Annotated in this window: 24 protein-coding genes; 13 read left to right on the forward strand and 11 right to left on the reverse strand. The window is 64.1% G+C overall.

Going from position 1 to position 23788, the window contains the following annotated elements:
- The first annotated feature begins 311 nt into the window (after positions 1–311).
- The 12 genes from NKI49_RS13835 (at position 312) to NKI49_RS13890 (ending at position 10540) form a co-directional block, all read left to right on the forward strand.
- Entirely contained in the window at positions 312–1055 is a 744-nt protein-coding gene (locus NKI49_RS13835) for an ATP-binding cassette domain-containing protein (protein ID WP_352600710.1), read from the forward strand.
- 61 nt (positions 1056–1116) lie between these two features.
- A complete protein-coding gene (locus tag NKI49_RS13840; RefSeq protein WP_352600708.1) occupies positions 1117–2115 on the forward strand; it encodes an ABC transporter permease in 999 nt (332 codons plus the stop codon).
- Between the two features lie 91 nt (positions 2116–2206).
- Complete coding sequence (locus tag NKI49_RS13845) at positions 2207–2380, forward strand: hypothetical protein (RefSeq protein ID WP_352600706.1); 174 nt, start codon at positions 2207–2209, stop codon at positions 2378–2380.
- A gap of 102 nt (positions 2381–2482) precedes the next feature.
- Positions 2483–3310, forward strand: a complete 828-nt coding sequence (locus NKI49_RS13850) for an AraC family transcriptional regulator (RefSeq protein ID WP_352600704.1) — start codon at positions 2483–2485, stop codon at positions 3308–3310.
- A gap of 153 nt (positions 3311–3463) precedes the next feature.
- The gene (locus tag NKI49_RS13855; protein WP_352600702.1) at positions 3464–3907 is read left to right on the forward strand and encodes an SRPBCC family protein; all 444 of its coding nucleotides are present in this window, start codon (positions 3464–3466) and stop codon (positions 3905–3907) included.
- Between the two features lie 11 nt (positions 3908–3918).
- Positions 3919–4713, forward strand: coding sequence for an FAD binding domain-containing protein (locus NKI49_RS13860; RefSeq protein ID WP_352600700.1), 795 nt, complete (start codon positions 3919–3921; stop codon positions 4711–4713).
- A 57-nt stretch (positions 4714–4770) separates the two neighbouring features.
- Positions 4771–5253, forward strand: coding sequence for a (2Fe-2S)-binding protein (locus NKI49_RS13865; RefSeq protein WP_352600698.1), 483 nt, complete (start codon positions 4771–4773; stop codon positions 5251–5253).
- A 12-nt stretch (positions 5254–5265) separates the two neighbouring features.
- The gene (locus tag NKI49_RS13870; RefSeq protein ID WP_352600696.1) at positions 5266–6633 is read left to right on the forward strand and encodes a xanthine dehydrogenase family protein molybdopterin-binding subunit; all 1368 of its coding nucleotides are present in this window, start codon (positions 5266–5268) and stop codon (positions 6631–6633) included.
- Position 6634: 1 nt separating this feature from the next.
- Entirely contained in the window at positions 6635–7639 is a 1005-nt protein-coding gene (locus tag NKI49_RS13875) for a xanthine dehydrogenase family protein molybdopterin-binding subunit (protein ID WP_015317098.1), read from the forward strand.
- Between the two features lie 8 nt (positions 7640–7647).
- On the forward strand, positions 7648–8529 hold the full coding sequence (locus tag NKI49_RS13880; RefSeq protein ID WP_352600694.1) for an AAA family ATPase: 882 nt from the start codon (positions 7648–7650) through the stop codon (positions 8527–8529).
- Positions 8526–9653, forward strand: coding sequence for a vWA domain-containing protein (locus tag NKI49_RS13885; protein WP_502899499.1), 1128 nt, complete (start codon positions 8526–8528; stop codon positions 9651–9653). The genes NKI49_RS13880 and NKI49_RS13885 overlap by 4 nt, the downstream gene beginning before the upstream one ends.
- The gene (locus tag NKI49_RS13890) at positions 9653–10540 is read left to right on the forward strand and encodes an amidohydrolase family protein (protein ID WP_352600868.1); all 888 of its coding nucleotides are present in this window, start codon (positions 9653–9655) and stop codon (positions 10538–10540) included. The genes NKI49_RS13885 and NKI49_RS13890 overlap by 1 nt, the downstream gene beginning before the upstream one ends.
- 9 nt (positions 10541–10549) lie before the next feature.
- On the opposite strand, the gene NKI49_RS13895 is transcribed toward NKI49_RS13890, so the two are convergent.
- The 7 genes from NKI49_RS13895 to NKI49_RS13925 all read right to left on the reverse strand — a co-directional run bounded on the left by NKI49_RS13895 (position 10550) and on the right by NKI49_RS13925 (position 19936).
- Complete coding sequence (locus tag NKI49_RS13895; protein ID WP_352600692.1) at positions 10550–10957, reverse strand: carboxymuconolactone decarboxylase family protein; 408 nt, start codon at positions 10955–10957, stop codon at positions 10550–10552.
- A gap of 255 nt (positions 10958–11212) precedes the next feature.
- Positions 11213–12709: a sugar ABC transporter ATP-binding protein gene (locus NKI49_RS13900; protein ID WP_352600690.1), complete on the reverse strand. Its 1497-nt coding sequence runs from the start codon at positions 12707–12709 to the stop codon at positions 11213–11215.
- Positions 12709–13767, reverse strand: a complete 1059-nt coding sequence (locus NKI49_RS13905) for a hypothetical protein (RefSeq protein WP_352600688.1) — start codon at positions 13765–13767, stop codon at positions 12709–12711. The genes NKI49_RS13900 and NKI49_RS13905 overlap by 1 nt, the downstream gene beginning before the upstream one ends.
- Positions 13764–15887, reverse strand: coding sequence for an ABC transporter permease (locus NKI49_RS13910; protein WP_352600686.1), 2124 nt, complete (start codon positions 15885–15887; stop codon positions 13764–13766). The genes NKI49_RS13905 and NKI49_RS13910 overlap by 4 nt, the downstream gene beginning before the upstream one ends.
- A gap of 268 nt (positions 15888–16155) precedes the next feature.
- Entirely contained in the window at positions 16156–17181 is a 1026-nt protein-coding gene (locus NKI49_RS13915) for a sugar ABC transporter substrate-binding protein (protein WP_352600684.1), read from the reverse strand.
- 120 nt (positions 17182–17301) lie between these two features.
- The gene (locus NKI49_RS13920) at positions 17302–18288 is read right to left on the reverse strand and encodes an ABC transporter permease (protein WP_352600682.1); all 987 of its coding nucleotides are present in this window, start codon (positions 18286–18288) and stop codon (positions 17302–17304) included.
- A 271-nt stretch (positions 18289–18559) separates the two neighbouring features.
- Positions 18560–19936 carry a DHA2 family efflux MFS transporter permease subunit gene (locus NKI49_RS13925; RefSeq protein ID WP_502908777.1) on the reverse strand — a complete coding sequence of 459 codons (1377 nt, stop codon included), beginning with the start codon at positions 19934–19936 and terminating at the stop codon, positions 18560–18562.
- On the opposite strand from NKI49_RS13925, the gene NKI49_RS13930 reads away from it, so the two are divergent.
- A complete protein-coding gene (locus tag NKI49_RS13930; protein ID WP_352695652.1) occupies positions 19881–20183 on the forward strand; it encodes a hypothetical protein in 303 nt (100 codons plus the stop codon). The two genes, NKI49_RS13925 and NKI49_RS13930, sit on opposite strands and share 56 nt — an antisense overlap.
- Before the next feature lie 95 nt (positions 20184–20278).
- Here NKI49_RS13930 and NKI49_RS13935 read toward each other — a convergent pair whose 3' ends face one another.
- From NKI49_RS13935 to NKI49_RS13950, 4 genes are read right to left on the reverse strand one after another with little or no spacing between them, the layout of a single operon-like run.
- Entirely contained in the window at positions 20279–21079 is an 801-nt protein-coding gene (locus NKI49_RS13935) for a 3-methyl-2-oxobutanoate hydroxymethyltransferase (RefSeq protein ID WP_027025341.1), read from the reverse strand.
- Positions 21080–21116: 37 nt separating this feature from the next.
- On the reverse strand, positions 21117–21431 hold the full coding sequence (locus NKI49_RS13940; RefSeq protein ID WP_352600679.1) for a MocE family 2Fe-2S type ferredoxin: 315 nt from the start codon (positions 21429–21431) through the stop codon (positions 21117–21119).
- A gap of 40 nt (positions 21432–21471) precedes the next feature.
- On the reverse strand, positions 21472–22554 hold the full coding sequence (locus tag NKI49_RS13945) for a fatty acid desaturase family protein (RefSeq protein WP_352600864.1): 1083 nt from the start codon (positions 22552–22554) through the stop codon (positions 21472–21474).
- A gap of 49 nt (positions 22555–22603) precedes the next feature.
- A complete protein-coding gene (locus NKI49_RS13950) occupies positions 22604–23785 on the reverse strand; it encodes an aldose 1-epimerase family protein (protein ID WP_352600677.1) in 1182 nt (393 codons plus the stop codon).
- Positions 23786–23788: the final 3 nt, after the last annotated feature.

The raw sequence follows: 23788 nt of genomic DNA on the forward strand, positions 1-23788 counted from the left end.
GCCCGCACGATCGATAATCTCGTAGCCGGTTGCGTCACCACAGTGGCGTCAGGGCCGGCACGTCTTCCTCCGATATTCAGCTAATAACGGCTTGCCGCCAACGTCAATGCTATTTGTCCTACAAAACAGATTTTTCCTGACGGTCCCGCCCCATTCGTCCGACAATTGCACATTCTTATTCATCAGACAATTGACGCCCGCATGGCCATTTGCGTAAAAGAGGCATCGCTGTTTCCGGGAGGATCTGGGAAGCGCGAACAGGAGCTGGCGCCCGTCTTCGGCGCATGGCCAGGCAGGGAGGCAAAAGGCTGGTGGCGGTTCTCGAACTCACCAATATCTCGAAGCATTTCGGCGCCATCCAGGCGGTCAACGACGTGTCGCTATCGATCGAACCCGGACAAGTCGTCGGCCTGATGGGCGACAACGGCGCCGGCAAGTCGACGTTGGTGAAGATGATCGCGGGCAATTTCCGCCAGAGCCACGGCACGATGCGCATGGACGACAAGGAGTTGATCCTGCACAAGCCGGTTGAAGCGCGCCAGCACGGCATCGAGATCGTCCACCAGGATCTTGCGCTCTGCAACAATTTGACCGCGGCGGCCAACGTCTATCTCGGCCGCGAGCTGCGCAAGGGCGTCGGCCCGTTCCGCATCCTCGATTATGCCGCGATGTACAAGCGCGCCGGCCAGATCTTCGCCGAGCTGAAGTCCGAGACCCGCCCGCGCGACCTGGTCAAGCAGATGTCGGGCGGCCAGCGCCAGGCGGTGGCGATCGCCCGCACCATGCTGTCGCAAGCCAAGATCGTGCTGATGGACGAACCGACGGCGGCGATCTCGGTCAGGCAGGTCGCCGAGGTGCTCAACCTGATCCGCCATCTGCGCGACCAGGGCATCGCCGTCGTGCTGATCAGCCACCGCATGCCCGACGTCTTCGACGTCGCCGATCGCGTCATCGTCATGCGGCGCGGCAGGAAAGTCGCCGACAAGACGATCGCCTCGAGCTCACCCGAGGAAGTCACAGGGCTCATCACCGGCGCCATCGAGCAGGTAGCATGACCAGCAAGCACCCGGATTTCACCGCGCCGGGCGACATCGCCGCCGGCAGGAAAGGTCGATAATGGCAGTCACACTTGACCAGACGATCGCGCAGAAACAGCACACCCTCCTGTCGCGGATATTCTCCAGTCAGACTTTCTGGGTGGTGATCGCCGTCATTTTGGCCTGTATTTTCCTGTCGTTCGCCACCGACGCCTTCGCCACCTCGAAGAACCTCTACAACATCACCCGCAACATCACCTTCGTCGCCATCGTCGCGCTCGGCATGACCTTCGTCATCATCACCGGCGGCATCGACCTGTCGGTCGGCTCGGTGCTGTGCCTGTGTTCGATGGTGCTGGCCGTCACCATGCATGCTGGCTATTCGATCGAGGTCGGCATACTGGCCACGGTTGCCACCGCGCTCGTCATCGGCGCCTTCAACGGCGTCCTGATCGCCTATCTCGGCTTTCCGCCCTTCGTGGTGACGCTCGGCATGCTGTCCATTGCCCGCAGCCTGGCCATGGTCGCCTCCAACAACACGGTCGTCTTCCAGTTCGGGCCGGACCACGACAAGTTGCTGGCGCTGGGCGGCGGCGCCTGGGTATTCGGCATCGCCAATCCGGTGCTGTACATGATCCTTCTGGCGCTGATCACCGGCTTCATTCTGCGCTGGACCAGGTTCGGCCGTCACATCTTCGCCATCGGCGGCAACGAGCATGCGGCGACGCTGACCGGTGTTCCGGTGCGCCAGATCAAGGTCGCGGTCTACATGATCTCGGCGCTTTCGGCGGGCATTGCCGGCATCATCCAGACCGGATGGCTGGGCGCCGTCACCACCAATCTCGGCACCGGCATGGAATTGCAGGTGATCGCAGCCACCGTCATCGGCGGCGCCAATCTGGCCGGCGGCGTCGGCACCGCCTTCGGCGCCATTGTCGGCGCGGCGCTGATCGAGGTGATCCGCAACAGCCTCGGCCTGCTCGGCATCAATGCCTTCTGGCAAGGCACCTTCATCGGCGGCGCCATCCTGATGGCAGTGCTGTTCGACCGTATCCGCAATTTCAGGCGCAGCGATTGACGCCCAAGCATCCAAGGATGCGCTAGCGCCGCCCCTCATCCGGACAAGGCGTCCTTCTCCCGTCACCATACAGGGAGGTGAGGAGTGGTCCATGCAGTGGACGAAAAGCCAATTGCTTGGCTTTTCGAACGACGAACGCCGGCAGGCGAATGACGGGCGGCGCCAGCCCTCGGATTTAGCCGTAAATGTGCAGATGGATCAAAAGAACGATCTTCCGTTCCAACACCTATCGTTCAGTCTGAAAATCCACCCGCGCGGCTCATGACGAACGCCTCCCCCACACTCCCGCCTTGACGCAAGCGCGAACTCGGCCGCACAATCCCGGTGCAGGCGAAGGGAGGCCAGTCGCCTGCGGGAGGATATACCCATGACGGAAGCGATCAGGCTCTACTGGGGCCGGTTCGGACATGTTTCTATCCTGAATGTCGCGAGCGACTTCGTCACCCATGCCCATGTCGAGGCACATCTCATCATCTGGCTGGAAGGCACCGCCGGCGAGATGACCATCGGCCGCGAGACGGTGCGGCTTGGCCCCAGCACCGCCGCCGGCATCAACTCATTCCAGCCGCACAGCCACGTCCTGTCGCAGAACGGCACGCCGGGCCTGTTCTTGGCCTTCTACATCGATCCCGACTGGGCGCGCCGCCGCCGCGACCTGCCGTCCACCGCGCCGCTGTTCGCACAGGCAGCGATTACGCTCGAACCGTGGCTGCACCAGGCCGCGGCCAGCCTGCTCGACCACTTGACCGACAATGAAAGCATCGACGACATCGCCAACTACGAGATCGAGCGCTTCATAGACTCCGTGCTCGATGCCGCCGATGCCTCGGCGCCGCACGAGGCGCGCACCCGCGTAAACACCGTGCAGGATTTCCGTGTCCGCAAGGCAATCCAGCTGATGAAGGCCAATGTCTGCGAGCGCATCTCGTTCGACGACGTGGCGCGCAGCGTTGGCCTGTCGCGGCCGCATTTCTTCGCGCTGTTCAAGGAACAGACCAATCTGACGCCCAACGTCTACTGGAACACGCTGCGCATGGAGGAAGCGGTGCGGCAATTGCAGTGGTCGCAGGAGCCTTTGATTTCGGTCGCGTGCAATCTCGGCTTCACCACGCAAGGCAATTTCTCACGCTTCTTCCGCGACCATGTCGGCGTGCCGCCGACGCTTTACCGCGAGGCGGCACGGGCGGTGTCCTGACGGGCCAAGAACCCGCTATTTTCAGATTGCCCGTTATTTTCAGACTGCCCTTATTTTCAGACTGATTGATACACCTCCAAGACGCATTGATAAGCGGCAGAGGCACAACCGGCCTAGCGTCCCACGCAACAAAGTTTGCAAGGGAACGAGCCTATGGCTGATGTCATCATATCCAGCGTCATCGACGCGCCCGTCGAAAAAGTCTGGGAGCGCATCCGCGACTTCAACGGCCTGCCAAGCTGGCATCCGCGCATGGTCGAAAGCCATATAGAGGACGGCAAGGACGCCACCACGATTGGCTGCGTACGCAATTTTCAGCTCGCCAGCGGTGCGCGCCTGCGTGAAAAGCTTCTCGACTTCTCCGATGACGATTTCCTCGTCAGCTATTCCATCGTCGAGACGCCCCAGCCGATCACCAACCACAAGGCGACGCTGCGGCTGCGGCGGGTGACCGATGGAAACCGCACCTATGCGGAATGGAGCGCAAGCTTCGACGCCGCGCCCGAGGCGGCCGACAAGCTGGCCGAGGGCATGGGCGCCAATGTCTTCCAGGGCGGCTTCAACGCCCTGAAAAGCCATTTCGCTGGCCAGAGCTGAAGGAGCAGGCCATGGCGCTGGCATTGCAGACTTTCGCAACGGTCAAGGACGCCACCGCGGCGCTGAAAGTCCGGGGGACCCGCTATCTCGGTGGCGGCACTCTCGTCGTGCGCGCGGCCAATGAAGGCGACGTATCGGTCTCCGGCCTTGTCCGCTCGACCGATCCCGCCCTGTCGTCCATCGCCGTGGTCGGCGGCAAGGTCCGCATCGGCGCTTCGGTGACCATGGCTGCGATCGCCAGCCATCCCGACCTCGGCGCTCTTGCCAAGGCAGCGCGCGCCGTCGGCGGCCCGGCGATCCGCAACATGGCGACCGTCGGCGGCAATCTGTTTGCGCCGGCGCCCTATGGCGACTTCGCCGTGGCCTTGCTGGCGCTCGATGCCACGGTCGACACCAGTGACGGCGAATTGCCCATCGAAAGCTTTCTTGCCGGGCGGGACGACAACCATGCGCTCATTATTTCGGTCGGCTTCACGCTTCCGAAAGCCGGCGGCTTCCGCTTCCTGAAAGTGTCGCGGGTCAAACCCAAGGGCGTCTCGGTGCTCAGCATCGCCGCGGTGCTGGAACAGGCTGCCGACGGCACCGTGTCCTCCGCGCGGATCGCGCTGGGCTGCATGGCTGACCGCCCGATGCGCGCCAATGCGGCGGAAAACGCGCTGCTCGGCAGGACGATCGACAGAGAGGGCATCGCGGCGGCGCTCGCTGTAGCCGGGGAAGGCACCTCGCCCATCACCGATCCGATCGCCAGCGCCTGGTATCGCGCTGAAGTTCTGCCCGTCCATCTCGGCCGGCTGCTGCTCAGTTAAGTTCCGTGGGGGGCGCGCGTCTGTCCGATCCGTCGGGCAGGCGCGCAAGGAGGAAACATGGCAAAGGTCCCGGTTCAGTTCACGCTCAACGGCTCGGAAAAGGCCGAGTTCATCGACAGCGGCACGACGCTGCTCAACGCCTTGCGTGACAAGATCGGCGACACTTCGCCGAAGGGCGGTTGCCATCAGGGCACCTGTGGCGCCTGCTCGGTGATCATCGACGGCGAGTTGCGGCTGTCCTGCCTGACGCTGGCAGAGACCTGCAATGGCGCCTCCATCACCACGACATCGGGCCTTGCCGAAGGCGGCGTCCTGCATCCGCTGCAGCGCGCCTTCCTCGATGCCTTCGCCACGCAATGCGGCTTCTGCACGCCGGGAATGATCATGGCCGCCAAGGTGCTGCTCGACCATACGCCCAACCCCAGCCGCGACGAGGTGGTCGAGGCGCTGTCCGGCAATATCTGCCGCTGCACCGGCTACGAGCCGATCATCCAGGCGGTGCTGACCGCCGCTCGCGCCAACTCTCAGAACGCGGCCTGAGGGAGCAAAAGAATGGAACTGCGCAAGACCTATTTCGCCGATGTGCGCAAGGACGATCTGCACGAAATCGGCCAGCCAAGGCCGCGCTCGGATTCGCCCGGCCACGTCACCGGCAAGACCGCCTATTTCGCCGACCGCAATTTCCCCGGCATGCTGCATCTGAAGATGGTGCGCAGCCCGCACCACCATGCCCGCATCCGTTCCATCGACACGTCGGAAGCCGAAAAACATCCCGGCGTGGTCAAGGTGCTGACGGCGAAGGACGTGCCGCACAATGTCTACACCATCCTGATCCTGATCCAGATCGGCCCAGAGGACGAGACGGTGCTGGCCGACGGCAAGGTGCGCTGGAAGGGCGAGGCCGTGGTGGCGGTGCTCGCCGAGACCGAGCGCGCCGCACAGGAGGCCGCCGCCAAGGTCAAGGTCGACTATGAAGTGCTGCCGGCCGTCTTCGACATGGAGGAAGCGCTGAAGCCCGGCGCGCCGCTGGTCAACGAGTATCACGGCCAGAACTATTATCTCTATGACAGCGGCGAATGCCGCAAGGTGCGCTTCGGCGATGTCGAGGCCGGCTTCGCCGGCGCCGATCACATCCTCGAACAGAGCTATCAGTCCTCGCCGATCGAGCACGCACCGACCGAGACCACCGGCTGCGTGGTGATGCCCGAGGGCAATGACCGCTTCACCTGCTACACCAACACGCAGGCGATGTTCTTCACCCTCGACAACACCTCGATCATCCTGCAGATGCCGGGCAGCAAGCTGCATTTCGTCGGCGGCACGGTCGGCGGCGGTTTCGGTGGCAAGGTCGATGTCATCGTCGAGCCGATCGCCATCCTTGGCGCGAAACTAACAGGACGACCAGTCTGTTTTATCTACAGCCGCGAAGAGGAGATGCAGATCTCGTCACCCCGCGCGGCCGAAAAGGTCGTCATCAAGGATGGCGTCATGAAGGACGGCCGCATCGTCGCGCGAAAAGTCACCGGCTACACCGACGCCGGCGCCTATTCGCGCCACTCGCCCTATGGCGCCCAGAAGGGCGCGGGGCACTACCCCGGCCCCTACACCATTCCCAACGTCTGGATCGACACCTACTGCGTCTACACCAACCGCACCCCCTCCTCGGCGATGCGCGGCTTCGGCGTCACCATCGGCGACTTCGCGCTGGAAGTGCAGATGGACAAGCTGGCGCGGCTGATCGGCATGGATCCGCTCGAATTCCGCTTCATCAACGCCTATCGCGACGGCGACATGAAGGCGCATCGCCAGCCGACCGAGGGTGCCGCACTGATCGAGTGCATGCAGGAGGCCTCGCGCGCCGCCAACTGGCCGGTGGCGGAGAAATACCTGGCGATGTCCTCCTACGCGAAGGGAGCTTGAGATGGCGATCAGGCGCGGACGCGGCGTCGCCGCGATCAATTATCCCACGGGCATGAACCTCGGTGGCGACCCGACCCAGGCGCTGGTGCATTCCACGCCGACCGGCAATTTCATGGTAACGCTGTCGTCGGTCGATCTCGGCCAGGGCATGAAGCAGATCATGGCGCAGATCTGCGCCGAGACGATCGGCGTGCCGACCGATCGCGTCGTCGTCGACACCGCCGATACCGACACCGGCCCGCACTGCATGGGCACCTTCGCCTCGCGCGGCACCCACCGCGCCGGCAACGCCGTCATCCAGGCCGCCAGGGAAGCCCGCCAGGTAATGCTGGAAGTGGCGGCCGAGGAGCTGGAAGTGAATGCATCCGACCTCGAGACCGACGGCCAGGGCAACATCCTGGTCAAGGGCGCGCCGCAAAGATCGATCTCGATCTTCGATGTCGCGCTGTCGGCGCATTTCAAGCGCGGCCGCTCGATTTCGGGGCGCGGCATGTTCCTCATTCCGCGCTCCTATCCGGAGAAAGAGACCGGCGCGATGAAACCGTCGACCTGCTACGCGCATGCCTGCACGGTGGCCGAGGTCGAGGTCGATGACGAGACCGGCGAGGTGACGGTGCTGACGGTGAAGAACGTCTTCGAGATCGGCCGCGCGCTGAACCCGAAAATGGTCGAGCAGCAGCTGGTCGGCGGCTCGTGGATGGGCATCAGCCATGCGCTCTACGAGACGACCGAACCCTATTATCCCAACCGCGACCATGGCGGGACCGACTTCAACCAATATTTGATGCCGGGTCCCGGCGATCTCGCCGAAACCGAGATCATCGTGCTGGAGCGGCCTTCCGCCGACGGACCCTATGGCGCCAAGGGACCGGGCGAAATGTGCGCCAATCCGCAGATCCCGGCGGTTGCCAATGCCGTCTTCGACGCGGTCGGCGTGCGCATCGACACGCTGCCGATCACGCCGGAGCGCATTTTGCGCGCGCTCAAGGCGCAAGCGGCGAACTGAGGACCGAGATGCCGGAGGTGAATGCCGAGACTGTCGCGACCTCGCCGGAGGCGGTGGCGGAGCGCCTCGCCGCGTCACGCTATCTGGCCGACGACAGCCTTTCGACAGCCATCTTCCTGGCCATCCGGCTCGGCAAGCCGCTGCTGCTCGAAGGCGCGCCGGGCGTCGGCAAGACGGAAGCGGCCAAGGCGATCGCCGAACTGCTCGGCCGCAATCTGGTGCGGCTGCAATGCTATGAAGGCATCGACGCCGCGCATGCGCTCTACGAGTGGAACTACCAGCGCCAGCTGCTCGCCATCCGCCACGCCGGCGAGCAGGAGATCGACATCTATGACGACCGTTTCCTCATCGCGCGGCCGCTGTTGCAAGTGTTGAAAGCGCCTGAACAACGCGTGTTGCTGGTGGACGAGATCGATCGTTCCGACCATGAGTTCGAAGCCCTGCTCCTGGAATTCCTCTCCGACTTCCAGATCAGTATTCCCGAGCGCGGCACCATCCGCGCCGCCGCGCAGCCAATCGTCATCCTGACCTCGAACCGCACCCGCGAGCTCGCCGAGGCGCTCCGCCGCCGCTGCGTCTATCACTGGATCGGCTATCCCGACGCCGAGCGCGAGGCGGCCATTATCATGCTGCGCGCCGGCGATGTCGCCGAGGCCACCGCGCGCGCCGTGGCGGCGGCGGTGCAGACCATTCGCGCGCGCCCGCTGGCCAAGCCGCCTGGCATCGCCGAGGCCGTCGAATGGGCCAATGCGGCGACCATCCTGGAAAAAGGCGGCAGCCCGTGGCCGCAAGCCTTTCGCCGCGCCATCGGCGTACTAATCAAGGACGAAGAAGACCTGTCCTATATCGCGCCGGAACTTGGCCGCATCGTCGAGGAGGCGCTGGCGTGAGCGCGTTACCCCACGCGGCAGCCCCCTTGCTCGGCTTCGGCCGGCTGCTGCGACACTATGGCTTTGCCGTCGCACCGGAGCAAATCACCGGCTTCATGCAGGCGGTGACATTGCTCGGGCCACGCTCGATGGCCGACATACGCGAGGCGGCACTCGCCACGCTGGCGCCGCCGCCCGACCGCCGCGACGAATTCGAAGCGCATTTCCAGAGCCACTTCTACGGCAACACTTCGGCCGTAGTCGAAGACGAGGCCGACGAAGAGACCCGCATCAAGGATGATGGCGGCGCCGACGACGAGCGGATCGAAGCGGAGCACAGCCAGGAAGGCGGCGAGCTATCCTCGGCCCGGGAGCAATTGAGCACCCGTGATTTCCATCGCGGCGACGACGGGCTGGCCGCCTTTCGCCGCAAGCTCCCGGGCGCCCTGCCCGCCCGCCGCTCCTTCCGCACCGTGCGCACCCATTCGCGCGGCAAGCTCGACCTGCGCCGGTCGCTCAGGGAAATCGTCGCCGCCGATGGCGATGTCCCCTCGCCGCTGCTGCGCCGTCGCCAGACCGTGCCGCGCAAGCTGCTGCTCTTGATCGACGTCTCCGGCTCGATGAAGCTGCACACGGCCGATTATCTGAAGCTGGCGCATGCCGCTGTGCAGGGAGCGGACCGCGCCGAGATCTTCACCTTCGGCACGCGGCTGACCCGTATCACCACGGCTCTGCGTGTCCGCGACCGCGAACAGGCCTTGGCCCGCGCCGCCGCGCAGGTCGACGACTGGGACGGCGGCACGCGCATGGGGCCAACGCTGCTCGCTTTCCTCTCTGTGCCGCGCTTTTCTGCCTTCGCGCGCGGTGCCGCTATCGTCATCCTCTCGGACGCACTGGAGCGCGGCGACCATGCCGAGTTGCAAACCGCGATGCGCCGGCTGAGCGCCCGCGCCTTCCGGCTGTCGCTGGCGACGCCGCTGGCCGGCGATCCGCGCTTCCGGCCGGCGACGGCGGCACTTCGCGCCATTCTGCCCGACCTCGACGATCTGGTCGACGGCTCGTCGCTTGCCGGCCTCGCCGATTTCATCCTGTCGCTCGCCCGCCCGGCCCCGGCGGCGGCGACAATCTGGAAGAGGGTTTCGTGATGCAGAAGGCAATCGACGCGCATTTCCACATCTGGCGCCAAAAGGACCAGCCCTGGCTGCTCGGACCGATGGTGCCGCGCATCTTCGGGCCCTACGAGCCGATCCGCCGCGACTACCCGATCGAAGAGTTCCTCGCCGACCAAGAGGGCTCAGGCGTGGAGAAGGCGGTCTATGTCCAGACCAACTGGGCCAAGGAGGATTTCGAGAAGGAAGTCGCCTTCCTGCAGAAGACCGCAGGCGAGACCGGCTGGCCGCATGCCATCATCGGCTACGCCGACATGACCGTCGACGATGTCAGGCCCCAGATCGACCGGCTCAAAAAGTACCCGCTGCTGCGCGGCGTGCGCATGCAGCTCCACTGGCACGAGACCCCGGCTTTCCGCTTCGCCGCCTCGGCCGACCAGGTGATCGACCCGAAGGTCCGCGCCAATATTACCAGGCTGAAGGATTACAGCCTGTCCTTCGACCTGCAGCTCTTCCCGGCCCAGATGAAGGACGGGCTGACATTGGTCGGCGAGAACCCGGAGACGAATTTCATCCTGACTCACGCCGGCATGCTGACCGGCATGGAACCGGAAACCACCGAAGGGTGGAAAGCCGGCCTGCGCGCACTGTCGGCGGCGCCCAATCTCTACGCCAAGCTGTCCGGCCTCGGCACCTTCGTCCACCGCAACGATCCCGAACTGATCGGCTACATCGTCGACAACGCGATCGATATCCTGGGCAGCGACCATCTGATGTTCGGCTCGAACTTTCCCATCGAGAAGCTCTGGACCAGCCATGCCGAACTGATGAAGGCGCACCGCGATGCGGTGGCCAGGCACGGCTCGGCGGCGGAGGCCGATATCTTCTGGAACACGGCGGAGAAAGTTTATCGGCCGGTGTAATTGCGCGCCTTACTTCACCTCGAACTGCGGGTCGACCGGAATCTGCATCGCCGTCACCAGATGGTTCGTCTGCCCCGCCAGCCCGATGATCGACACCAGTTCGCCGTGCTGGGCGTCGGTCATGCCCTTGGCCCGCGCTGCCGCCGTGTGCGAATGGACGCAGTAGGAGCAGCCATTGGCGGTCGACACCGCGATGTAGATCATCTCCTTGGTCAGTGGATCGATGGCGCTGTCGGCGACCATCACCGTCTTCAGCTGTTCCCACACCCGCTTCAGCGCCGGGGGATCATTGGCCAGCCCGCGCCAGAAATTGTTGACGAAATCGGATTTGCGCGTCGTGCGGATGTCGTCGAACACGGCCTTCACAGCCGGATTTTTTTCGACCTCGGCATCGCTCAGGAGTTTTGTGGTGGCCATGGCGTTTCCTTTCGTTTCTCGATGCCAGACGATTGAATCGGACGCTGAACAGCCGCCGCCAATCCATTCACTTAATTCGCTAATCCCCCTTTTGCGGTACAAACGGCACCACGAGGGTGTGTCGAGATTCAGGTCAGGCCGAGTCGAAAACGGCGGATTCCGAGAACCGGAGCGGAGCGTACTATTCGTACGTGAGCACCGGAAGCGCAGGAAGCCGGCGTTTGCAGGCCGGCCTCACCTGAATACCGGCACACTCTAATGCACCGCCGCGTACATGATCTTCTCCTCCGTCGCCTCCGCCGGTGAAAACTCCTCGACGATGCGGCCCTGGCGGCAGACGAGAATGCGGTCGGACAGGTTCATGATCTCCGGCAGGTAGGACGAGATGACGACGACGGCGAGGCCCTCGTCGGCCAGCCGGTTGATGATCTGGTGGATCTCGGCGATCGCGCCGACATCGACGCCGCGCGTCGGCTCGTCGAAGATGACGATGCGCGGCCTCTGCACCAGCCCCTTGCCGATCACCACCTTCTGCTGGTTGCCGCCGGACAGCTCCACCACGCGCGCATTGCCGTTGATCGCCTTGATGTTCAGCGTCTTGGTCCATTCGGCCGACAGCGCGCGCATCTCCTGCTGGTTGATTACCCAGGCGTTTTCCCGGCCCGCGGCCAAGAGACCGCCGAACAGGTTCTCGGCAACGCCCATGGTCTCGAAAATGCCTTCGCTCTTGCGATCCTCGGTGACGTAGACGATGCCGTCGGCCACCGCTTCGCTGGGCACGAGATAGCGCACCGGCCGGTCGTCCAGCTCGATCGCCCCGCCGCGCAGGAAGTCGCGCTTATAGATGCCGGACACGATCTTGAAGGTCTCGGTTCGGCCGGAACCGATCAGCCCGAACACGCCGGTGATCTGGCCTTCGAAGATCGAGAACGAATTGTTGCGCACGACATTGCTCATTGAGATGTCCTGCACCGACAGAACTTTCTTCCCCGCCTTGCGCAGCTTGGCCTCGTCGCGCTGGCGATAGATCTGCCCCGATAGCGTGCGTCCGACCATGGCGGCGACGATCCGGTCGCGATCGAAGGCCGCCGTGTCGTCGGTGATGACCAACTCGCCATCGCGCAGGATGGTGATGCGGTCGGCAATCATCAGCGCCTCTTCCAGCGCGTGGCTGATGAAGACGATCGACACGCCGCGCGCCTTCAGCCGCCGGATCAGCGCGAAGAAGTGCCGCTTCTCCTCCGGCGTCAGCGTCGCCGTCGGCTCGTCGAAGATGATGATCTCGGCATTATGGTGCACGGCGCGCGCGATCTCGACCATCTGCCGCTTGGCCGCGCCCAGCGTAGCCACCATGGCGTTGGGATCGACGGGAAAGTTCAGCGATTGCAGAAACTGCTGTGCCGAGATGTAGGTGCCGCGCAGCCGGTTGAGGAACTTTTCGGTGCCGAGATAGAGATTCTGCGCCACCGTCATCGACGGCACCAAGCTGGTCTCCTGGAATACCATGGCAATGCCCGCGTCGAGCGCCGCATGCGGCGAGGCGTAGGCGATTTCTTGCCCTTTATGGAACATCTTGCCCGAACTGGCGTCGACGACACCGGCGATGACCTTGGTCAGCGTCGATTTGCCGGCACCATTCTCGCCGAGCAGCGCGTGGATTTCGCCCTTGCGCAATTCGAAGCTGACGTTCTTGACGGCAGGTACGCCGCGGTAGGTCTTGGTGACGTTTTCCAGACGAACGATCGGTTCCATCAGAAAGCTCCCGACACGAGATCGACAGCCAGCACGCAGTCGCCGCCCCTCGACGCGATGAACAGCTGGCCGTCCTTCTCAGCCACGCTGCAGATGCCGTGACGCGTGCCGTTGGCGCGGCTGTGCAGGCTGAATTGCGGCTGCATGTTCTGGTCGAGCCTGACCACCAATCCGTAGGAGCGGCTCGGCGACCATGGCTTGTGAATGCCCATGGTGCGGATGCCGCCGCATTGCAGCGGCTCGAGGAAGCTGCGGCTGGAGGCCAAGGTCGGCGCGATCCAGTAGGCGGGCGGGACCTGGTCGATCATATCTAGCCGGTAATGCGTCTCCTGCAGCACGAACTCGATCAGCCGGTTGCGCGGCGCGAACAAGGTCAGCCATGCGCCGCCGTCGTCGCCGGAAGGCGACAGCCGCGCCGGATAGCCGGGCAGATGCGTCAGCACTGTCGAGCGATTGCCGGTCGCGCCGTCGAACCGCACCAGCTGATGGCGCCAGCTCTCGCTCACCAGCACATCCCCGCCGACGGGATGGAGTCCATAGGGAAAGGCGATATCGCCAGCCACCTTGCGGAAATCGCCGCCTGCCGCGTCCCGCTTCCAAAGCGATCCGGACGCGCCCTTCTTCATCAAATCGGCGGCCCATTGCGCCGGCGCATGCTCGGCCGAGCCATTGGCCAGCCACAGCGTGCCGTCACTGGCATAGGCAAGTGCGGTGATGCAGCCGATACCGGCCGGCAACAGGACTTCCCTGCCGCCGATCAGCAGCTTACTGCTTTCCAACCCGACCGTCAGTTCGCCCGACGGCGAGCGAGACAACGCCGTGACGGGAGACGGAAAAGTTTCCACAATCTCAGGCCCGGTTCCGGCGGCAAGCGAATAGATGGCGTTGCCGCTGGAGGCGAGCAGCCTGTCACCCGAGACCAGCAGATTGTCCGGTTCGGTCAATCCGGCAAACGCAAGCGCATCGTCCAGCCGCGTGTTGGGCCGGAAGGCGCCGTCCAATGGCGGGATGGTGACGGCCTTGCCGCGGAACATATCCAGGATCGGATCGAGGATCATGGCTTCGCTCCCCAATAGGAAGCCGGGCTGGTCCAGTTGGGGTCGGCGCCCGAGATCCTGTAGCGGCCGACGCGGTTGTTGAGGATGCCGCCGACGAACAGATACCCCTTGTGCTCGCGCATCGAGGTCACCATCGGATGCGCGCCGCCCGTGAGGTCGCCCATCGCCTCGACGATGCCGCCCTTCTCCGTGAATTTCACCACGCCGCCGGTGTTGATGTTGGGGAACAGCCATTCGTCCTGCGGCAGGCGGCGCGTCATGCGCTTGCGCATGTCGGGGTGGCGCAGCGACAGGTCGAAGCTCGGCGTGCGCATGCCGAGCCATGCCATCCAGTAATTGCCGTCGGACGCCCGGTTGATGTTGTCGGGATAGCCCGGCATGTCGCGGATGATGCATTCGGCGATGCCGGCCTTCGGCCCTTCCAGCCAATAGCGATGCACGCGGCAGGCCCAGCTTTCGGCGAAGAACAGCGACTTGCCGTCATGCGCCATGCAGACACCATTGGTGTAGCGGTAGCCGTCGAGCAGCGTCCTGGTCGAGCCGTCCTTCGGATCGTAGACCAGCAGCCGGCCGGTGGCGCGGTTCTCGATCGAGTCCAGCGCCCAATCATGGGCGTCATAGCGCTTGGTGGAGTCGGTGAAATAGATGCGGCCGTCGGGGGCGATGTCGCAGTCATTGGGGTCGCGCAGCCGCGCATCGTCGACGATCGAGGTCCAGGAGCGCGACGTCTCGGCGGACAGGCGCTTCACCTCGCGATCCGGCGACACGGAATAGAGCCCCATGGCGCCGACGCAACTGATCAGATTGCCCGATTTGTCGAAGGCAAGGCCGAGCGGAAAGCCGCCAATATGGGCAAACACTTCCGACCTGGCGTAGTCGGGCGCGAAGAAGCGGACGATCTCGCCGTGACGCGTGCCGCAATAGAGATTGTCGTCGCGGTCGAGGATGACATCCTCCGGTCCTTCCAACTCGCCGAGCCCGATATGATCGGCGGCCGACAAGCGGTTGTCGAGTTCGTAGGGTGTGCCGGAACCCGGCACGGCCGACTGCGTTGCGCCCATCTTGAGATAGACCGGCGCGACATAGACCTCGTTCAGCACCTTGTGGCGGTTCTTCAGCCAGCGGATGTCGATGGTCACCGCGACCGCCAGCATGATGCCGAGCACCATCTGGTTGGTGCCGGTGCCGTAGCCCAGCCGGATCAGCCCGTTGGTCATGGTCAGGACGATGATGGCGCCCATCAGTCCCTTGATCACCGAACCGCGCCCGCCGCCGAGGCTGACGCCGCCGACCACCGCCGCCGTCAGCGCCATGATCTCGAGGTTGAGACCTGTGCCCGGCCCAGCGCCGCTCAGCCGGCAGGCGATGAGAAAGCCGCCGATCGAGGCGCAGAGGCCCGAGAAGACATAGGTCATGAATACGGTGCGGCGCACGCGGATGCCGGCATTGTGCGCCGAGCGCCTGGAGCCGCCGACCGCCAGCACATGCCAGCCCGGCCGCGAACGCGTCAGCGCGATATGGGTGACGACGGCGAGGATGATCGCCAGCCAGACGGAGACGGAGAGCCCCCAGAAAGTGCTGTCGCCGATGAAGTCGAGCACATCCGATGTGGCTGTCGAAAGCTGCACATCGGCCGCATAAGTGGTGACCAGGATGTCGAACAGCGCCCGCCCGAAGATGAAGGTGACCAACGTGGTGAGAAAGGCGCGCAGCCTGAGATACCCGACGAGATAGCCGTTGACGGCGCCGAAGACGAGGCCGGTGGCAAGCGAAGCGGCCAGCGCCAGCCATATCGACTGTTCCAGGATGAAGAAGACGTAGACGGCGGAAAAACAGGACAGCGCGAAGATCGAGCCGACCGACAGGTCGATGCCGCCGCCCAGCATCACCACGGTCATACCGGTGACCACCATCGAGAATTCGCCGAGCTGGCGGGTCGATTCCTGCAGCGACGTCAGCTTGAAGAAGCCCGGAATGATCGAGCCGAAGGTCGCCAACGTCGCCACCAGCGCCAGGAACGGAATGGCATTGTCGGTCCAGCGCTTGGTCAGGATCTCGCCGACGAGATGGTCGGGCACGAGATTGTAGCGCCAGGACTGGAGGCGTTCGCGAAAGGACATCAGGTCACTGCTATTGCGAGAGAGAAAAAAGAGAGGTGGCCGGGGCATCCGCAATCGTTCAGGTCGGCGCCGCCCCTCACCCTTACCCTCTCCCCGTGAAGAACGGGGAGAGGGGGTCGCCGGCGCTGGAGCGCTTCTTCTCCCCGTCACTATACGGGGAGAAGGTGCCGGCAGGCGGATGAGGGGCAGCGCCGCGGTCGAGAATTGCTTCGAAGCAACCGCGCCAGGCACATTCCAGCCGTCTCGTCGTTACGCATCGAAGGCCGGCTTACTTCGCCGCAGCTTCGGCCTGCAGCGCCTTCAGGTCCCAGCAACTGTCGGGCTTGAGGTCGGCCTTGGTCGTCGCCTTCTCCAGCGTGTAGATGTAGGTGTGCGACGTGCCGGCCGGCTGGCCGCTCTGCAGCAGGAATTTGATGATGGCGTTCATGTCACCCGACTGGCGGGCAAGGTCGGTCATGACAACCGCGCCATAGGTGCCGTCGGCCAGCTTGTCGCAATCCGCCGCCTTTTCGCCGCCGCCGGTGGTGACGAGAAAAACCTTGCCGTCGAGCTTGGCATCGCGGATCGCGGCCGAAGCGCCGGTGGCGTCACCGTCCCAGAAATCGATGATCGAGCAGATATCCGGGTTCTGCTGCAGCATCGTCGTCGTCACATTGCGCGAAGTGGTCGCGTCCCAGTTGGAGTCCGGCTTGGCCACCACCTTGAAGTCGGGATGCTTGTCCAGCACCTTCATGATGCCGGCATACTGGTAAAGGCTGGAAGAATTCGCCTGGTCGCCCTGCACCAGGCCGATCTTCTTCGACGAGTTTTCACCACAGCCCTTGATCGCAGCTTCGGCCTCCAACTGGCCAAGCCGATCCCAGTCGCTGCCGACAAAGGCGTCGGCGGGGAAATTGGCGGGGTTGTCGACCAGCAGCACATAGGTGCCGGCGGCCTGCGCCTTCTTCATCAGCTTGGAATAGGAGTTGAGATCGGGCGCATGGATGATCAGCACGTCGGGCCTTGTGTCCGAGGAGATTGCGTCGGTGATCGCCTGCGCGCCGGCGTCGACGACCCAGTTCGGGTCGCGCGTCTCGAACACGCCGCCCCAGGCCTCGACTTCCGTCTTCAGAAAGTGCGCCCAGCCCTGTGCCAGGTCGAAACCCATCGCCAGCGGCACCAGCATCACGCGCTTGCCCTTGAGCGCCTGCGCATAGGCGGCGGGGCCTGGATCGTCGGCGGCGAACGTTGGCGCCACGAAGGCCGTGGCGGCAAGCGCCGTCGCGGCGGCCATCAATGTTCTGATCAGTTTCATGTCACATCCTCTGGTTGGTCGTTGTTATCCGCGGCCGGCCCCAACCGTCCGCTTGGTTAAGTCTTCCTGTTTGAGCATGATCTTTTCCGAAAACCGGTTTCCACTTTTCGGGATCATGCTCTAGATATCGCCCTGCTGGGCGGTCTGCTCGTCGCGTGGATTGATGATGCCGTCGACGATGATCGCCCCCAGCAGGATCGCCGCCTTGATCAGGTTCTGGTAGAGCAGCGGAATGTCGATGATGGTCATGGCGTTCAGGAGAATGCCGATCAGCGCCGCACCCACCAGCACGTTGCGCACCCCGCCTCGCCCGCCGGACAGGCCGATGCCGCCGATCACCGCGACCAGCACGATGTCGTAGAGCAGCGTCGAATTGACGACCCGGGTGTTGATCGAATGCAGGCTGGCCGCCGTCAGCAGGCCGGCAATCAGCGCCACGAAAGCCGAGAGCACATAACGCAGCACCAGCATCGGCCGCACCGGGATGCCGATGTTGCGGGCGGCAACCGGATTGTCGCCGGCGAAATAGATGTAGCGGCCCCATTTCGTGTAGCGCAGGAACAGGAAAAACAGGAAGGCGAGGCCCGCGAAGACGAACACCTCGATGGGGATGTCGAGAAAACGCAGGCCGCCGAGCAGTTCCACCCAATGGCCCTGCGGCACCGGCACGGCATCCTGGGTGATCAGCTGCGAGCGCACATAGCCGAAGACGAAGGAGCCTGTCGCCAGCGTCACGAAGATGGCCGGCACGTCGGCATAGGCGACGAGAAAGCCGTTGAGCAGGCCGATGGCGAGCACGCCGGCCAGCACATAGACGAAGGCCAGCCCGTCCGAGGTTCCGGTGTTGAGCAGTTGCAGATACCAGGCAACCGACATCGCCATGATCGCCACCGCCGACAGGTCGATGCCGCGGCCGATGATGACGACCGCCATGCCGAGCGCCAGTATGCCCAGCACCGACACCGAGCGCACGATTGCGACGAGATTGTTGGGATCGATGAAGCCCGGCAGGCCTATTGCCGCGGCAATGAACAGCACGACCGCTATGGCAAAGACAATGCCTTCCTGATTCAGGCTCCTGAAATTCGGCCAGCCAATCGCGTTCATGTCTGCTTTCGCCCCGATGGCAGCGCTGCCATCCCGAAAACGAAAGCTAATCGGCTCGATGCCGGCTCGTCAAATGAATCCGCTTTCAGGTGGCCGGGTTCACGGCGATATTTATCGAGTGGACGCATCGAATGCCCAGACTGGCGCAACGCCCGGAAACTCCTGCGCTTTTGGCATTTGATTGCGCCATTGAAGCGGCGCGCGAAAGCGCCGCCCCGATGCGAAGCAACAAGGCGGAATTTATCTCCGCTTCAGATCGAGAAATCCGATTTTAATTCCCAGGCGCGTGGCCTGAAACCTCGGCGCCGGCACCGCGCGGCAGCACGAGAAAGCGCAATGCCGCCACCAGGCCGATGGCACCGATCGCAAGGAAGGCTACTCGAAAATCGACGAGACCGAGCGCCGTCCCGCCCCTGGCGATCTGCGACAAATTGAGGATCGCCGCCGCCACCGCGACGCCGAACAGCATCGCCACCTGCTGGAGCATGCTGGACAGCGTCGCCGCCGAGCTGCGCTGCGCCGCGCCGATATCGGCGAAAGCCAGCGTGTTGAGCGCGGTGAACTGCATCGAACGCGAGAGGCCGGCGATCACCATCAAGCCGATCACCAGCGCTTGCGGCGTCTGCGGCGAGATGGCCGCGCAGGCAGCGATCGACGCCGAGGCGACCAGGCCGTTGACGACCATGACCGAGCGAAAACCGAAGCGCCGCAGCGTCGGCGTGGTCACCGTCTTCATGCCGAGATTGCCGAGGAAATAGGCGAGGATCATCATACCCGCATCGATCGGGCTGAGCCCGAAGCCGACCTGGAACAGCAGCGGCAACAGGAACGGCGTGGCGTTGATCGCCACCCGGAAAATGGTGCCGGCCGCGAGCGTCGAGATGGCGAAGGTCTGCACCTTGAACGACGAGAGATCGAGCAGCGGATGCGGCGCGCGCCCGAGATGCCGCACCGCCAGCCAGCCGATGACGATGCCCGCCGCGACCAGGGCCACCGTCGGCAAGGCGCCGTCCTCGGGATGCGCGATGCGTTCGAGGCCGTAGAGCAGGCAGGCCAGCCCCAGCGACGTCAGGAAAAACCCTGGCCAGTCGAGCGGCTTCGGCACGGCCTCGCGGTCGCCCGGAATGAAGCGGGCGACGAGCGCCAGCCCGACCAGCCCAAGCGGGATGTTGATGAAGAAATTCCAGTGCCAGGACAGAGCGGTGGTAATGAAGCCGCCGAGCACCGGCCCGACAACCGGCGCGAACAGTGCCGGCCAGGTGATCAGCGCAGTGGCGTTGAGAAGCTCGGATTTCGGCGCGTTGCGCAAGACGAGAATGCGCCCGACCGGCGTCATCAGCGCGCTGCCCAGGCCCTGCACGGCGCGCGCCGCGACGAATTGAGTGAGATTTTGCGAAAAGCCGCAGGCGAGCGATGCCAGCGTGAACAGCGCGATCGCCACCAGGAAGATGTTGCGCGCGCCGAACCGATCGGCGAGCCAGCCTGACAGCGGCACGAACACCGCCATGGTCAGCATGTAGACGGTGATGCCGATGCTCATCGCCACCGCCGGCACGCCGAACGAAGCGCCCATCTGCGGCAGCGAGGTCGAGATGATCGTCGAATCCAGCAACTGCATGAAGAAGGCGATGGCCACGATCAGCGCCACGCGCCGTGCCTGGCGCGCCGGCGTCGTCAATGATTGGGGCGAGGCTTCGTTTTCGGGAATGGCTGTCATGCGGGGGATTGGCGTGAAAACTTTCCGTGCGGCCGGCATGGGACAATTGTCCGGCAAATCGATGGCGCATCGGTTTGAACAGCATTCGGGCTTTGGCGTCCACAGCCCGGCGAACAAACTTTCGCGATTATCTGCCTGGAGGCGTTGGAGAGACAGCGCGGAGGTGAGCGGCGGCTGATCACCCCTCGAGCCGATGGCTGCCGAACAAGCGGTGACTTGCGCGGCGGCTTGACGCTGGCGCCGCGCGCACCACCGGAAATTGGCAGCCGGCCCTTATCTCCGGCCGACCTTGTCCAGGAACAGGCGTAGCTCCGCCGGATCCATGTGCACGACATGCCGGTCCTCGGGATAGGCCAGGCTGTTGACGTCGGCGACGTACTCCGAGAAAGCGGCGATGCGCTCGGCCTGCAAACGATCATATTCGGCGGCGAAATTGCGATAGACCTTGGAGTGGCGGGGCATGTGGCCGCGGTTCTGGCCAAGTATATCGTCGGCGAAGAGGTATTGCGCGTCGCACCCTGTGCCCGCGCCCATCGACAGCATGATCAGCGAGGTACGCTCCGAGATCGCCTTGGCGACCTCGACCGGCACCACCTCGATCTCGGCGCCGACGGCGCCGGCGGCCTCCAACTGCTTGACCGCCTCGAACACCTGCATGGCGGTATCGGCGGTCTTGCCGACGGCCTTGAAGCCGCCGGTCCAGGTGGCGCGGGATGGAATGAGCCCGACATGGCCGATGACAGGGATGGCGTCGTCCGCCATGCGCTTGATCGTAGCGTAGCCGGCGCTGCAATAGACCGCGTCGGCGCTTGCCTTGTAGAGCCGGAAGGCCCAGCGCACGAAATCGTCCGCCGTGCCGATCTCGAAAAAGTTCTCGCCGGGCATGGTGAACAGGCTGGGCGCTGCGTCGCGATATTGCGGATTGAGCACCAGCTCGGGCGGCACCGACACGATGTCGACCCCTGCCCGTTCGGCCGCCTCGGCCTCGTCCATGGTCAGCACGCGCAGCATGGTCAGCTGACGCTTGCCTTTCATGGCGCGCAGATCGGCGACGGTCGGTCTCTTTCGGCTCATCGAATTCTCTTCCTTCGTTGCTCGAGCGGGCGGCGGCTCAGCCGATCTCGATCATCACCTTGCCAGCTTCGATCCTCACTGGATAGGTGGCGAGGTTGACGCAGACCGGCGCGCCCTTGGCCTGGCCGGTCTTGTAGTTGAAGCGGCCATTGTGCTTGGGGCACTCGATGATGTCGTCCATCACCAACCCGTCGGCCAGATGCGCCTTTTCATGCGTGCAGTAGCCGTCGGTGGCGAAAAACTCGTCGTCCGGGCTGCGATAGATGGCGAAGGTTCGTCCGCCATGATCGAAGCGGATGACATCCTCTTCCTCGACATCGTCCACGGCGCACGCTTCGACCCAATCGGCCATTTCAGTCTCCTCGCAATTGTAGCCCGCGGCCGGGGCAAAACTATTCGGCCGCCGCCGACATATCGACCTGGTGGAATTCGCCGCGATAGGGCTTGGCCGTCGGCGGCAATTCGCGCTTCAGGTAATAATCCTCGTATTTCAGCTGCCTGAGCAGGACCGGCCAGACCTCGCGATAGGCGTGCCAGATCGACGGGTTCGGCTCTGGCAGATCGTGCTTGATCAATTCGTGCAGCCTGGGCAGCGCGTGATAGGGCACCATCGGGAACATGTGGTGCTCCACATGATAGTTCATGTTCCAGTAGATGAACCGGCTGATCGGGTTCATGTAGACGGTGCGGGTGTTGAGCCGGTGGTCGACGACATTGTCGGCCAACCCGATATGCTGCAGCAGGCCGGTCATCACCATGTGCCAGGTGCCGTAGAGCCGAGGCAGCCCGATCAGCACAAGCGGCAGCCACGACCGTGTGTAGAGCGCCAGCGCGACCGTCGCGACGTAGATGGCGATGTGCCAGCGGGCCGTGACCACCGCCTTCCCCTGCTCCATCTCGGGAATGTAGCTCTTCTCGTCGTCCGACAGTCTGCCGAATGCCTGGCGCACCAGTGTCGGCAGCGAATAGCGAAAATCGAGGATGCCGGTGAAAGCGAGCGCCGCCTTCAAGAGGTCCGGCGGGCGCATGACGGCGATCTCGGCGTCGCGGCCGACGATGATCGTGTCGGTGTGGTGGCGGGCATGGCTCCAGCGCCATTGCACGGGATTGCGCATCAGCATGAACGAGGCGATGTGGTAGACCACATCGTTCATCCAGCGGGTGCGGAAAGCCGTGCCATGGCCGCATTCGTGCCAGCGCGAGTCGCTGGACGAGCCGTAGAGCACGCCATAGACGAACAGGAACGGCACCACCCACCACGTGCCCCAGAACCAGGCGATGCCGGCGGCCGAGCCCAGTATCAAGGCAATCCAGATGATGCTGTCGCGGATCGCTGGCCCGTCGGAACGCTGCATCAGTTCCTTTATCGCCTTGCGCGAGACGTCGGTGTGATACCATTCCGCCGAGGCCAGGCCGGTCTCGATCGCAAGGCGGGTGCTTTCGCCGACCAGGCTGTAGTCGCGCTTTTTGCCCATCACATCGACCTCCGGTTTCCGGCCCGCCAGCCGGAGCATTCATTTCGCATCATGCCCTGCCCGCCAATCTCGGGAAATTCCCCGATGGCCTGGGATAATCCTGCTGCGGCTGCCTGGCGATCGACGCGATCCTGTTTTCCGCGGCAGCGATGTCGCCGGCGCCATCCAGCACGCGAAATACCGCATCGTAGGCGCGGCTTTCGCCATGCTCCAGCCAGATCATCTCGCCGCGCTCGCGCGCCGCGCGATTGCCGAGCACATGATGCGTCGACGGCTCGATACCCATTGCATATTGGCCGGCCTGGAAATTCTGCCACTGATAGGCGCAAGGCAATTGATCCTTGCGGGTAATCACCTCGAAGCCGAGGCCGAGGCGGTCGTTGACGACGGCCACCGGCACCGCGCCCGCCGCGTCGACACCGAGCTCGTGCTGCCAGACCTGCTCGCTGAACCCAAGTTGCGGCGCCGGCACGGTGCGGTAGCCGACCTTCTGTGCCTCGTAGCGCTCGCCGGCATGCGCCGCCCACACCACGTCGCGGATCGGCGCCAGATAGCGCGAACCCTCGTCGAGCAAGGGATGGCTGACATTGATGTGGTAGAAATACATATGCGGCGTGCGGTTGAAGCCGTGATTGACGACACGGTCCGACAGCCGGATCTCGTTGCTCCCGACATCGGCCTCGATCCTGCGGATGAGATGCAGGTCCTCGCCGAACACCGTCGCCTGCTGGACGATGGCCTCGGCCCACAGCACGCAGCGGTCGCCGTCCCAGCTCTCGCCATAGCCTGTCAGCCGCGCCGGAATGGTGCCGATGCGGCCATGCAGCGAATGGACCACGGTCGTCTTGCCAGGGTAGTTGTAGCTCTCGGCCGGCACTTCTTCCCGGCCCAATATGTGGTCGAGGCCGCAGGTCACCAGCAGGCCGGAGAACGACCGGCCCCAGCCCAGCCCCCCTTCCCCCTCATACTCATGCAGCCCCGGGTGGCGAAAACCGCTCGGCGAATGCCAACCGATCGCCTGGCCCCTGAAATCGCAATCGGCAATGTCGAGCGCACGATCGACGAGGGCGGTGAAGCGCAGGCCCGAACCGGTGCGGAACTCCAGCATGCGGATGCCGCGCTCCACCCCGTCACCGAGCGTCATCAGCCGCACGCCGGCGAATTGCGACAGCATGCCGGAGCGCTCCGCCAATTGCCTTCGCGACAGCGTCTTGCCGTAAAGCTCTACCATGCG

It is taken from the genome of Mesorhizobium sp. M0587 (assembly GCF_040320945.1).
Lineage (GTDB): Bacteria > Pseudomonadota > Alphaproteobacteria > Rhizobiales > Rhizobiaceae > Mesorhizobium.